At 64.6% G+C, this 12,131-nt stretch carries 12 protein-coding genes; 5 read left to right on the top strand and 7 right to left on the bottom strand.

Annotated elements, in window-relative coordinates; translation table 11 throughout:
- Positions 1-57: 57 nt before the first annotated feature.
- Entirely contained in the window at positions 58-2,244 is a 2,187-nt protein-coding gene (locus AC0L2H_RS23340) for a heavy metal translocating P-type ATPase (protein WP_473592405.1), read from the bottom strand.
- A 107-nt stretch (positions 2,245-2,351) separates the two neighbouring features.
- On the opposite strand from AC0L2H_RS23340, the gene AC0L2H_RS23335 reads away from it, so the two are divergent.
- Positions 2,352-2,768, top strand: coding sequence for a MerR family transcriptional regulator (locus tag AC0L2H_RS23335; RefSeq protein WP_473592404.1), 417 nt, complete (start codon positions 2,352-2,354; stop codon positions 2,766-2,768).
- 109 nt (positions 2,769-2,877) lie between these two features.
- Here AC0L2H_RS23335 and AC0L2H_RS23330 read toward each other — a convergent pair whose 3' ends face one another.
- Positions 2,878-3,435, bottom strand: a complete 558-nt coding sequence (locus AC0L2H_RS23330) for a GNAT family N-acetyltransferase (protein WP_473592656.1) — start codon at positions 3,433-3,435, stop codon at positions 2,878-2,880.
- Positions 3,436-3,452: 17 nt separating this feature from the next.
- Positions 3,453-3,902: a GatB/YqeY domain-containing protein gene (locus tag AC0L2H_RS23325; protein ID WP_107652488.1), complete on the bottom strand. Its 450-nt coding sequence runs from the start codon at positions 3,900-3,902 to the stop codon at positions 3,453-3,455.
- A gap of 288 nt (positions 3,903-4,190) precedes the next feature.
- Here AC0L2H_RS23325 and carA point away from each other — a divergent pair, with 288 nt between their 5' ends.
- A complete protein-coding gene (gene carA, locus AC0L2H_RS23320) occupies positions 4,191-5,396 on the top strand; it encodes a glutamine-hydrolyzing carbamoyl-phosphate synthase small subunit (protein ID WP_473592655.1) in 1,206 nt (401 codons plus the stop codon).
- Positions 5,397-5,566: 170 nt separating this feature from the next.
- On the opposite strand, the gene AC0L2H_RS23315 is transcribed toward carA, so the two are convergent.
- The 4 genes from AC0L2H_RS23315 to mntR form a co-directional block, all read right to left on the bottom strand.
- The gene (locus tag AC0L2H_RS23315) at positions 5,567-6,835 is read right to left on the bottom strand and encodes a TCR/Tet family MFS transporter (protein WP_473592403.1); all 1,269 of its coding nucleotides are present in this window, start codon (positions 6,833-6,835) and stop codon (positions 5,567-5,569) included.
- Positions 6,836-6,987: 152 nt separating this feature from the next.
- On the bottom strand, positions 6,988-7,920 hold the full coding sequence (gene ypfJ / locus AC0L2H_RS23310; protein WP_473592401.1) for a KPN_02809 family neutral zinc metallopeptidase: 933 nt from the start codon (positions 7,918-7,920) through the stop codon (positions 6,988-6,990).
- Between the two features lie 192 nt (positions 7,921-8,112).
- Complete coding sequence (locus AC0L2H_RS23305; RefSeq protein WP_097572777.1) at positions 8,113-8,301, bottom strand: hypothetical protein; 189 nt, start codon at positions 8,299-8,301, stop codon at positions 8,113-8,115.
- 100 nt (positions 8,302-8,401) lie between these two features.
- A complete protein-coding gene (gene mntR / locus AC0L2H_RS23300) occupies positions 8,402-8,854 on the bottom strand; it encodes a manganese-binding transcriptional regulator MntR (protein ID WP_167434524.1) in 453 nt (150 codons plus the stop codon).
- Between the two features lie 240 nt (positions 8,855-9,094).
- Here mntR and AC0L2H_RS23295 point away from each other — a divergent pair, with 240 nt between their 5' ends.
- From AC0L2H_RS23295 to AC0L2H_RS23285, 3 genes are all read left to right on the top strand, one after another.
- Entirely contained in the window at positions 9,095-10,462 is a 1,368-nt protein-coding gene (locus AC0L2H_RS23295; protein WP_473592400.1) for an Nramp family divalent metal transporter, read from the top strand.
- 60 nt (positions 10,463-10,522) lie between these two features.
- On the top strand, positions 10,523-11,386 hold the full coding sequence (locus tag AC0L2H_RS23290) for a protein-L-isoaspartate O-methyltransferase family protein (RefSeq protein WP_473592399.1): 864 nt from the start codon (positions 10,523-10,525) through the stop codon (positions 11,384-11,386).
- Between the two features lie 98 nt (positions 11,387-11,484).
- Positions 11,485-12,131 (top strand): dihydrofolate reductase family protein (locus tag AC0L2H_RS23285; protein ID WP_473592398.1); only part of this gene is annotated, 647 nt, incomplete at its 3' end.

Raw genomic sequence — 12,131 nt, 5'->3', positions numbered from 1 at the left:
CTACGGTGGCCCACGAACAACCGTGCCATCGCCAGCACATGGCGACAACAGGCCGCGTCACCCGCGCCAGCGCAGCAGGCGCATGGCGTTGGCGGTGACCAGCACGGTGGCGCCGGTATCGGCGAGGATCGCCGGCCACAGACCGGTGATGCCGGCAATCGTGGTGACCAGGAAAATCGCCTTCAGCCCGAGCGCCACTGCGATGTTCTGGCGGATATTGGCCATCACTGCCCGCGACAGCCGCACCATGCGCGCGACGTCCATGACACGGCCATGCAGGATCGCCGCGTCGGCCGTCTCCAGCGCCACATCCGTGCCGCCGCCCATGGCGATGCCGATATCGGCGGCGGCGAGCGCCGGCGCGTCGTTGATGCCGTCGCCGACCTTGGCCACCTTCAGCCCCTGGCGCTGCAACTCGCCGACGATGCGCTGCTTGTCCTGCGGCAGGAGTTCCGCCCGCGCATCGATGCCCAGCGAAGCGGCGATCGCCCCGGCGGTGCGGCGGTTGTCGCCGGTCAGCATGACCGCGCGGATGCGCAGCGCCTTCAGCGCGGCGATGCCTTCTGCCGCATCCGGCCTTGGCTCGTCACGCATGGCGATCAGTCCGGCCACGGCGCCATTGGCCAAGAGCACCGACACGGTCTTGCCTTCGCCGTTAAGGCTGTCGATCGCCAGACGCTGTGCTTCACTCAGCGTCGCGCGTTCGGTCGCCGCCTGGCCCGAACCGAGGAAGGCGGCAACACCGCCAACGCTGCCTTCGACGCCCTTGCCCGCTATCGCCTTGGCAACCAGCGCCGGCGGCACCGGCGCCTTGTCGGCCTTGGCTCTGTCGAGGATCGCCACGGCGAGCGGATGGCTGGAGCCCTGCTCGAGCGCCGCCGCCAGCGCCAGCACGGCGCGTTCGTCGCGGCCAAACGCCAGCACGTCGGTAACCACAGGCTTGCCCCCGGTCAACGTTCCCGTCTTGTCGAAGGCGACGGCTGTTATGTCGCGAAACCCCTCCAACACCGCGCCGCCTTTCATCAACAGGCCGCGCCGCGCGCCCGTCGCCAGGCCGGCAGCGATCGCTGCCGGCGTCGAGACGACCAGCGCGCAAGGGCAGCCGATCAGCAGGATCGCCAGGCCCTTGTAGATCCATTCGTTCCAGTCGCCTCCGGCCAGCAGCGGCGGCAGCACCGCGACCAGCGCCCCGGCCGCCAGTACTGCCGGAGTATAATAGCGCGAGAAACGGTCGATGAAGCGCTCGGTCGGCGCCTTGGCTTCCTGCGCCTCCTCCACCAGCCGCACCACCCGGGCGATGGTGTTATCCGACGCGGCAGCGGTGACCCGCACCTTGAGCACGCCGTCGGTGCTGATCGTGCCGGCGAAGACCGGTTCGAAAATCGCCTTGCGCTTCGGCATGCTTTCGCCGGTCACCGGCGCCTCGTCGATATCGCTCGCACCCTCGACGATCTCGCCGTCGGCCGGGATGCGGTCGCCCGGCCGCACCACGATCACGTCGCCGACCACAAGCCTTTCCGCGGGCACCTCGACCGTGCCGCCCGCCCGCTCGACCAGCGCCACCTTCGGCACCAGGTCGGCAAGCCCCTGGATGCTCGCCCGCGCGCGGGCGGCGGCAAGGCCTTCCAGCATTTCGCCGATCAGGAACAGCACAACCACGGCAGCGGCTTCCTCAGTGGCGCCGATCATCACGGCACCGGCAGCCGCGATCGTCATCAGCGTCTCGATCGAGAACGGTGTGCCGGCCAAGGCCGCCATCAATGCGCGCCGCGCGATCGGCACCAGGCCGACCAGCAGCGCGGCCAGGAAGAGCCAGCGCTCGGCCGCCGGCAACAGATGGCCAATGCCGTAGGCCGCCAGGAGTGCCGCCGCGCAGGCCAGCGTCAGCGCCGCACGGCGCCACCATGCCTGCCCGGGTCCGGCATTGTTGTGGAGATGGGAAGGCGCCGCGGCTGGTTCGCCGCCGTGACCGTGATCATCGTGATCGAGCGCCCTGCCCGACGTGCCCTGCACGGCGCGTTCGTCCACCTTGACGATGCCGTAGCCCAGCCGCGCCACCTGCTGCAGCACCTTGGCTTCGGGCAGCGCGCCGCCGTGGCTGATCGTCATGCTGGCGCCCGTCACCGAGACCGAAACATCGACGACGCTGTCGAGACGGCGTACCGCCGTATCGATCTTGGCCGCGCAGGAGGCGCAGTCCATGCCACCGATCTTGAACCGCGTCTGCTCGATGGGAGCCGTCATCACAATACCTGTCTGCCTCGCGCACGCAGCGTGTCGCCGCGTGGGTCTTGAACCTTGATGCCAGGCACTGTAATTCCTCTAGTCACTAGAGCTTCAAGAGGAAAAAGATGTTCTCGATCGGTGATCTTTCCCGCCGCACCGGGGTCAAGGTGCCCACCATCCGCTATTACGAGCAGATGGGCCTGGTTGCCGCGCCCGAGCGTTCGGAAGGCAACCAGCGCCGCTACTCCAGGCAGGAGCTGGAGCGCCTGGCCTTCATCCGCCATGCCCGCGACCTCGGCTTTGGCGTCGAGGACATCCGCGCGCTGATCGATCTCAGCGGTCATCCCGAACAGCCATGCGGTCACGCCGACCGGATCGCTGAAGAACAATTGCTTTCCGTGCGGGAAAAGATCGCCCGGCTGAAGCGGCTCGAGGCCGAACTCGAACGCATCGCCTCTTGCTGCGGCGGCAAGACGGTCGGCGACTGCTACGTCATCCGCGCGCTATCCGACCACGCGCTGTGCGCGGATGAACACGGCTGACCTTCAATCCGGGAAGATCAAGACTTAACAACAGGCTGGGACACTGCCCGGAATCAATCCATCAAGCTGTCGGCCGACCCGCATTGCGCGCGGAAGGCGGCCGCCGGCCCTACAGCTCAATCCGGAACCGCAGGCTTTCCGCGCCGCCATAGGCGGCATCCCTAGAGAAGCGGCCGACCAGCCTGCCGCCATTGGCTGTTATCACCTTGTGCGACGCCGGATTGCCCGGCTTGGCGGTGATCTCCACGAAGGGCAGACCGACCGCCCTCGCCTCGGCGAGCATCAGCCGCAGCGCCTCGGTCGCATAGCCGCGCCGCCGCTTCCACGGCACCACGGCATAGCCGATATGGCCAAGCACATGCGGCGGCAGCGCGGCGGTGCCGTGCTGCCAGCGAAAGCCGACGGAGCCGGCTGCTTCGCCGTCCCAGATCCAGCGCCGGAAGCCCGGCAGCCGCGGCACTTTCGTGCCGTCGGGCAAGGTGACCGGCGGCCCCTTCGCTTCCGGATCGTCGAGGCTGGCCAGGAAGGCCACCGGATCCGCCTCGATGGCCGCAAGCTGCTCGCGCGTCGCTTCCAGAAGGCGCACATTGTCGGGCGACCAGCCGCGCGCCAGCGCGGCCTTGTAGGACGGCAGGTGTTCGAGTGTCGGTTTGACGATCTCGACCAGAGCCATGCTCTGCTGCCCTACTGCAGCAAGCCTTTGACGATGCCGCTGGCCTTGCCGAAGTCCATCTGGCCGGCATATTTCTGTTTCAGCGCCGCGATCACCTTGCCCATGTCCTTCTGGCTGGCCGCGCCCGTGGCGGTGATCGCCTCGCGGGCCGCGGCCGTTATGGCGGCATCATCCAGTTGCGTCGGCAGGAAGCCGCGAATGATTTCCATCTCGCCGCGCTCCTGCGCGGCCAGTTCCGGCCGCTTGCCGTCTTCGAAAGCCTTGGCCGATTCCTCACGCTGCTTCACCATCTTGGCCAGGATTTGCAGGATCTCCTCGTCGCTGGCCGGCTCCTTGCCAGCGCCGCGATTGGCGATGTCGCGATCATGGATGGCGGCCTGGATCAGCCGCAACGTCGGCAGCCGGTGCTTGTCCTGCGCCTTCATCGCGCTCTTCAGGGATTCGGCGATTTTTGCGCGCATCATGCTTTCTCCTTCGAACGCGGCGGAACATAGCCCCGCCGAAAGCACAAGGCAAATTTCAGGCTAATCCGGCAAATCACTGATATTGTTGGCCGAAATAAATTGAAGCCGTTCGGCGGCAGCAACATTGACCGCTTTGGCTGCTTCCCATATGTACTGGGCCTTGCATGAGACAATGAGTTGACGCGCGGAGGCTCGAGAAATCGCCGCTGCGTGTCGTTTGCTGCGCGAATTGGTCGACGGGCCAGTTGAAGGACGCAGCCTGACAGGAGCGCCGCCATGGCAACGATGACCGCTGCTACCCCCGCTTGGGCCACCGAAAAGCCGACCGCCTTGCTGGTCCTGGCCGACGGCACCGTCATCGAGGGCCGCGGCCTTGGCGTCACCGGATCGGCCGTCGCCGAGGTCTGCTTCAACACCGCGCTGACAGGCTACCAGGAGATCCTCACCGACCCCTCCTATGCCGGCCAGATCGTCACCTTCACCTTCCCGCATATCGGCAATATCGGCACCAATGACGAGGACATCGAGGACCTCAACCCTGCCGCCCGCGCCGGCGCCGTCGGCGCCGTGTTCAAGGCCGACGTCACCAATCCCTCCAGCTATCGCGCCGCGGCCGGTCTCGACCAGTGGCTGAAGAAGCGCGGCATCGTGGCGCTGTCGGGCATCGATACCCGCGCGCTGACCGCGCTGATCCGTGAAAAGGGCATGCCCAACGCCGTCATCGCACATGCGCCGGACGGCGTCTTCGACCTCGACGAACTGAAGCGCCGCGCCGCCGCGTGGTCCGGCCTGATCGGGCTCGATCTCGCCAAGGAGGTCACCTCAGGCCAATCCTCGGTCTGGCGCGAGACGCCCTGGGTCTGGAACGAGGGCTTTGGCGAACAGGCCGAGCCTTCGATGCATGTCGTCGCCATCGACTACGGCGTCAAGCGCAACATATTGCGCCTGCTTGCCGGTCTCGGCGCCAAGGTCACCGTGGTGCCGGCCAAGACCGGCGCCGAGGAGATCATGGCCATGCAGCCGGACGGCATCTTTCTGTCGAATGGCCCCGGCGATCCCGAAGCCACTGGCGACTATGCCGTGCCGGTTATCCAGGATCTGTTGAAGACCGACATCCCGGTGTTCGGCATCTGCCTCGGCCACCAGATGCTGGCGCTGGCGCTGGGCGGCAGCACCCAGAAGATGCATCAGGGCCATCACGGCGCCAACCATCCGGTCAAGGACCACACGACAGGCAAGGTCGAGATCGTCTCGATGAACCACGGTTTTGCCGTCGATGCCGACTCGCTGCCCGAAGGCGTCGAGGAGACCCACGTCTCGCTATTCGACGGCTCGAACTGCGGCATCGCGCTGACCGGCCGTCCGGTGTTTTCGGTCCAGCATCACCCGGAAGCCTCGCCCGGCCCACAGGATTCGCACTATCTGTTCCGCCGCTTCGTCAATCTGATCCGTGAGAGGCGCGGTGAGGAATTGTTGGCAGAGCGCGCCTAATGCATGTCGCGCAAAAGTGCGCAGCGGTTTTGCGACAACGACATGCATCAAACAGGGACTTAAAGCGCGTCGCATGAGGCCGGTCAAACGCGACGCGCTTAGAAGCCTTACGCAAAGTGGATACCGGTATACCGTCTGCAATTGCGTAAAACGGATTCAACAGGCGAGGATCAAATCCTGTCGGTCGCCGCTTCCTGCGCATGCATGCGCTCGGCTTCCTTGGACGTCGGCTTGGCTACTTTCGTGACGAAGACGACGAGCGCCAGCGTCAGGAAAATCGCGCCGAGCAGATAGGGCGCGCCGCCGAAGGTCACCGGCGCGGTCGGCCCCGTGAACCAGGAAAAGATCGCCGTATAAAGCAACGGCGTGATGATCGAGGTGATCGAGAAGATCGACGTCATCGCGCCCTGGAGTTCGCCTTGCGCCGAAGGCGGCACCTTGGCGGCGGCGAGGCTCCTGAGCGGCGGATCGGCCAACGCTTCGAGGCATCCGGCGACGATCACCGCATAGATCATCCAGCCTTGCCAGGCGAAGGCGTAGCCAAACGCGCTGAGCGCGGTAAATGCAAGACCGATTACCGCCGTCTTCCACTCGCCAAGCCTGGGGATCACGCGCGGCAGGACAGTCGCCATGACGATCGCTCCGCACAGGCCGAAGACGCCGAGCGAGAAGCCGATCTGCTGTTCGCTCCAGCCATAGCGGTAATTGGAGACGAACGACCAGACCGCCGGATACATCATGTGCCCAAGCGTCATCAGGAAGAAGGCAAGACCGATCCAGCCTATGCCTTCGTAGTTGCGCATCTGGAGGAGCGTGCCGACCGGATTCGCGCGTTTCCACTCGAAGCGGCGACGGTGCTTGTCATCAAGAGTTTCCGGCAGGAAAAACAGCGCGATCAGGAAATTCACGAAAGCAAGTCCGGCGGCGAAATAGAACGGCACGCGCGGCCCGAACGTGCCGAGCAGCCCGCCCAGCACCGGTCCGATGACGAAGCCGACACCGAAGGCGATGCCGAGCAGGCCGAAATTCTTCGCCCGGTTCTCGTCGGTCGAGATGTCGGCGATGAATGCGGATGTCGTGGAATAGCTGGCGCCGGAAATGCCGGCCAGCACGCGCCCGATGAACAGCATCGGGTAGGACCAGGCGATGGCGCAGATCAGATTGTCGATGGAGAAAGTCAGCACGGAGGCGAGCAGGATCGGCCGTCGTCCGAACCGATCGCTCAACCCGCCCATCACCGGTGCGAAAACGAACTGCATCGCCGCATAGGCGAACAACAGCCAGCCACCTTCGATCGCCGCTTCGCTAACGCCGACGCCGGTCAGTTCCCTGAGATAGGCCGGCAGCACCGGCATGATCATGCCGAAGCCGATGATGTCGAGCAGCAGGGTGGTGAAAACGAGCGCAAGGCCCCGCCTGGCGGTTTTGGGATCGATCATGATGATATCTCCTCGGGCCGCCCGGGGCGAAGGCAGAGGCACCTTATAGGTGAGTGCGTCGCCCGGAACAATAAGGGAACGGGAAGGGCATTTCCATCCTGACATCCCCTGACGGCAACGCTGCCGTTAGATCCGCGAGAAAAGCCGGCGCTTCAGATCGGATTGTTGAACGTATCGCAATCCGAAAGCTTGCCGCTCTTGTAACCGCGCGCCAGCCAGGTCTGGCGCTGTTGCGAGGTGCCATGGTTGAAGCTCTCCGGCACGACGTAGCCTTGCATCTTCTTTTGCATCGTGTCGTCGCCGATCTGCTGTGCGGCGTTCAGCGCCTCCTGAATGTCACCCTGTTCAAGAAGACCTTTCTGGGCGGTGAAATGCGCCCAGACGCCGGCGAAGCAGTCGGCCTGTAGCTCGACTCGCACCGACATCTGGTTGGATTCGGCCTCGCCCATCTGTTGGCGCATCTGGTTGAACTTGGGCAGGATGCCGGTGAGGTTCTGGACATGATGGCCGACCTCATGCGCGACCACATATGCCTGGGCGAAATCGCCCGAAGCGCCGAATTGCCGGTCGAGTTGCTGGAAGAAGGTGGTGTCGAGATAGACCTTTTGGTCGCCGGGGCAGTAGAACGGACCCGCCGCCGAAGAGGCGAAGCCGCAGGCCGAGCGGATCTGCCCGCTGAACAGGACCAGCTTCGGATCCTTATAGGTCAGGCCATTGGCCTGGAAAATGCCGGTCCAGGTGTCCTCGGTCTCGGCGAGCACTGTTGAGACGAACTGCTTCATCTCGTCGGAGGCCGGCGCACCGGTGCCGCCGCCCTGCTCGCCGCTGTTGTCGGTGATCTGGCCGCCGCCGCCCGGCATCAAGCTGCCGCCGCCGTTCAGAATCTGCAGGGGATTGATGCCGAAAACACCCCAGGCAATCAGGGCTATCACGCCCAGGATGATGAGGCTCGACAGCGACATGCGGCCGCCGCCGGCACTGCCGCCGATCGGGATACGGAACTGGCCGGGACGGCCGAAGCCACCGCCGCCCTGGCTGCGTTGATCCTCGACATTGTCACTCTGACGACGACCCTTCCAGAGCATGGCAAATCCTTATGACGCACGTTTCCGGCTTATCGGGCGGTGATCAAGCCCATCCCGTCAAACAATAATTATCCCAACGATGGTCCCAAGTCACAGCATTTCTCACGTTGCGAAACATGCGACGAGCAACGCCGCTCTGTCCGAGACGCAAGCCAACTCGGGACCCGGCTGATCGTTCTGGACGCGGCCCGTTCAGCTCTTCTGCTTGGCCCCGGCGCTCTTGCCGTCGGAGCTTTTCGAGCGCTCCTCGAAACGCGCGGCACCTTTCTTCAGCGGGCGGCCGGTTTCCGCTTCCGTCTTGCGCTCGTCCTTCGCAGCGGCCTGCCTCAATCCCTTGGCGGCCTGCTTGCCCTTCGCGGTCGGTGCCTGTTCAACGCCCATGATATCCTCCTCGCCTCGCGACAATCGCGCGGCACGATATCAAACGCACCGGCGATGCAGCGGTTCCGGTGGATCAACGGCGTGGAATGGCGAGCCGGTATCAGCGTACCGCGATCATCGCCTTGCGGAAGGCTTCAAGCGTCTCGGCGCTGACATGGTGCTCGATGCCCTCGGCATCGATGCGCGCCGTCTCGGCGCTGACACCGAGCGAGCGCAGGAAGGCTTCCACCGTCTGATGGCGAATGCGGCTCTCTTCCGCGACCTTGCGGCCGGCTTCCGTCAGGAACACGCCGCGGTAGGGCTTCCTCGAAACCAGCCCGTCGGCGCACAGCCGCGTCAGCATCTTGGCAACCGTCGGCTGGGCAACGCCGAGCCGCGCCGCGATATCGACCTGCCGCGCCTCGTTACCGTCCTCGATCAGGTCGGCGATGAGCTCGACATAGTCCTCGACCAGCGCGCTGCGGCGTGCTTCGCGCGTCTGCCGGAAGCCTTCCGAATGGATTTCGGCGTCGGGCAGCGGTTCGCGCGGGACCGGTTTTTTCTTCAGCGCCAATATGCGCTCCTCTTCGACTGTCGGCGGATGAGCCGGCATTGCACATTCATAGCACGGGCTTCCCTTGCCCTGGCCGTTTATTTGCATTCCGAGGCAGGCGCAACCGGCGTTTGGGGTTATCCATCCGGGCATCGATCGAGCACATCACAAAAGCATGATCGATGAAATATAGCATATTGCATAATGTTGAGCCGCGACATAGATAGAACCGCAAGCCATCCATTCAAGCGGAAAGCCTCCATGTTAGACGCCGAAGCCACATCAGCACCCCGATCCATGTGGCGGTTTGCCCGGCCGGAAGAAGACGAGCAGCCCAGCCTGCGCGAGGTCAACGCTTCGATCGCGGTGCCGCAAACTGGCACCTGGTTCCGTCGCCTGTTCGCCTTCATGGGGCCGGGCTACATGGTTTCGGTCGGCTATATGGATCCGGGCAACTGGGCGACCGACCTCGCCGGCGGCGCCCAGTTCGGCTATACGCTGCTCTTCATCATCATGCTGTCGAACCTGATGGCGATCCTGCTGCAGGCGCTCGCCGCCAGGCTCGGCATCGCCACCGGCCGCGATCTCGCCCAGGCCTGCCGCGCCTATTACCCGCGCCCGGTCAATTTCATGCTGTGGATCGCCTGCGAGCTGGCGATCATTGCCTGCGACCTGGCCGAAGTCATCGGCACGGCAATCGCCTTGCAGTTGCTGTTCGGCATTCCGCTGATCGGCGGCGCCGTCCTGACCGCCCTCGACGCTTTCCTCGTTCTGCTGCTGATGAACAGGGGCTTCCGCTACCTCGAGGCCTTTATCGTTGCGCTTTTGATCATCATCTTCGGCTGCTTCGCCATCCAGATCTTCGCCGCCTCTCCGCCGGTCGGCTCGATACTGCATTCGATGTTCGTGCCGTCGTCCGAAATCGTCACCAACCCGGCAATGCTCTACATCGCCATCGGCATCATCGGCGCCACGGTGATGCCGCATAATCTCTATCTGCACTCCTCGATCGTGCAGACCCGCGCCTATGAGCGCACCGACAAGGGCAAGCGCGACGCCATCAAATGGGCAACGACGGACTCGACCATTGCCCTGATCCTGGCGCTGTTCGTCAACGCCTCCATCCTCATCGTATCGGCCGTGGCCTTCCATGGCACCGGCCATCAGGATGTCGCCGAGATCGGCCAGGCCTTCGAGCTTCTGTCGCCGCTGCTTGGCCTCGGCATCGCCTCGATCCTGTTTGCCGTGGCGCTGCTTGCCTCCGGCCTGAACTCGACGGTGACGGCGACGCTTGCCGGGCAGATCGTGATGGAAGGTTTTCTGCGCCTGCGCATCCCGCAATGGGCGCGCCGCCTGCTGACGCGTGGCATCGCCATCATACCGGTCGTGATCGTCACCGCGCTCTATGGCGAGAAGGGGACCGGCCAGCTCCTGGTCTTCAGCCAGGTGATCCTGTCGATGCAGCTCCCCTTCGCGGTGATCCCGCTGGTGCAGTTCGTGTCGGACAAGAAAAAGATGGGCACGTTCGCCATTCCACGCGCCGTCGCCGCACTTGCCTGGGTGGTCGCCGGCGTCATCCTGGTGCTCAACTTCAAGCTGCTCTACGACACCGTCGCCGGCATCGGCTGAAAGTTTCTCTCAGCCAGGGCGGCGGCGACAAATCGGCAATCCGCGCTATGTTGCCAGGCCATGACGCAGATTGCCGAAGCTCGAAAATTCTACGCGCGGCTGCTGGCCGCCCATGCCGGCTCGGTCGATCCACGCCTCGAAGCGGTTTTCGCCGAAGTGCCGCGCGAAGCCTTTCTCGGCCCCGGGCCATGGACGGTCATCGCCGGCAACGCCAAGCTCGAAACGCCGAGCGCCGATCCGGTCCATATCTACCAGAATGTGCTGGTGGCGCTCGACGCCGCCAAGGGCATCAACAACGGCGAACCGTTCCTGCACGCCATGTGGATCGGCAAGGTGGCGCCAAAGCCCGGCGAGGACGTCACCCATATCGGCGCCGGCACCGGCTACTACACAGCGCTGCTGGCGCGGCTGGTTTCGCCCGGCGCCGTCACCGCCTTCGAACTGGAGGCCGATCTTGCCGACCGCGCCAGACAGAATCTCGAACCCTATGGCAATGTGAGCGTCATCCATGGCGACGCGGTGACCGGCAGCCTGCCGCGGTCTGATATCATCTATGTCAATGCCGGCGTCGTGGCGCCGCCGGCCGACTGGTTGAAGGCGCTGAAGCCCGGCGGCCGCATGATCTTTCCCTGGCGCCCGGCCGAGCGCGTCGGCCTGGCGGTCATGGTGACCCGCACCGAAAGAGGCTTTGCCTGCGACCCGTTCATGCGGTCATGGTTCATTCCTTGCGTCGGCGCCTCGCTCGCAGGCCCCATGGCGAAAATCCCCGACCGCGACAAGGCCGCGCGCAGCCGCTCGATCTGGCTGACCGCCGACAAGGCGCCGGACCGCACCGCCATCGCCGTCATCGGCGACGTCTGGTTCTCGTCGAGAGACATTCGCGGCCGACTGGCAAGCGGAAGTCATCGGGGCCGGACGGGCTAAAGCGCCAGAAATTTCGCCGGCCTTGTCGGATGAGCCCTTGCTCGCCCGTCCTTTGACCGAAATCTGACGGCACGGACAATTAAAAAGGAGAACACCCGATGAGGAAGATCATCGCCGCGACATTTGTCAGCCTCGACGGCGTCATGCAGGCGCCTGGCGGACCGGAGGAAGACCCGGTCGGCGGTTTTGAATTCGGCGGCTGGACGTTCCATTACTGGGACGAAGTGATGGGCGCCGCGATGGACGAGACATTTTCGAAACCGTTCGCGCTGCTTCTCGGCCGCAGGACCTATGACATCTTCGCCGCCTACTGGCCCTATCAGAAGAACGGCCTGATCGCCGACGGTTTCAACGCCGCCACCAAATATGTGGCGACGCACAGGCCGGGGACGCTCACCTGGCAAAACAGCCAGTCGCTTGGCGATGATGTCGTGGCCACGCTGCGCCAGCTCAAGCAGGAAGCTGGCCCGGACCTGCTCATCCAGGGGTCAAGCGAGCTGATCCAGACTTTGCTCGCCAACGGCCTGATCGACGAGATCACCTTGCTGATCTTCCCGCTGGTGCTGGGCAAGGGCAAGCGGCTGTTCGGCGACAACGCGCTGCCGGCCGCCTTCCAGCTCACCAAGTCGCTGGCTTCGAGCACTGGCGTCATCATGGCGCGCTATGAACGCGGCGGCGAGAGGCGGCTTGAGATCCGGGGGATTGGCGCCGCGGTCTCAAGTTTTCATACGGCATCGCCCTACGA

The organism is Mesorhizobium sp. WSM4871 (assembly GCF_055811295.1).
This window is presented reverse-complemented; position numbering and strand designations above follow the sequence as displayed.

Excerpts from the sequence above, each read along its gene's own strand:
- AC0L2H_RS23340 (WP_473592405.1), bottom strand. The coding sequence starts at position 2,244 with ATGACGGCTCCCATCGAGCAGACGCGGTTCAAGATCGGTGGCATGGAC.
- AC0L2H_RS23335 (WP_473592404.1), top strand. The coding sequence starts at position 2,352 with ATGTTCTCGATCGGTGATCTTTCCCGCCGCACCGGGGTCAAGGTGCCC.
- AC0L2H_RS23325 (WP_107652488.1), bottom strand. The coding sequence starts at position 3,902 with ATGCGCGCAAAAATCGCCGAATCCCTGAAGAGCGCGATGAAGGCGCAG.
- carA (WP_473592655.1), top strand. The coding sequence starts at position 4,191 with ATGACCGCTGCTACCCCCGCTTGGGCCACCGAAAAGCCGACCGCCTTG.
- AC0L2H_RS23315 (WP_473592403.1), bottom strand. The coding sequence starts at position 6,835 with ATGATCGATCCCAAAACCGCCAGGCGGGGCCTTGCGCTCGTTTTCACC.
- ypfJ (WP_473592401.1), bottom strand. The coding sequence starts at position 7,920 with ATGCTCTGGAAGGGTCGTCGTCAGAGTGACAATGTCGAGGATCAACGC.
- AC0L2H_RS23305 (WP_097572777.1), bottom strand. The coding sequence starts at position 8,301 with ATGGGCGTTGAACAGGCACCGACCGCGAAGGGCAAGCAGGCCGCCAAG.
- AC0L2H_RS23295 (WP_473592400.1), top strand. The coding sequence starts at position 9,095 with ATGTTAGACGCCGAAGCCACATCAGCACCCCGATCCATGTGGCGGTTT.
- AC0L2H_RS23290 (WP_473592399.1), top strand. The coding sequence starts at position 10,523 with ATGACGCAGATTGCCGAAGCTCGAAAATTCTACGCGCGGCTGCTGGCC.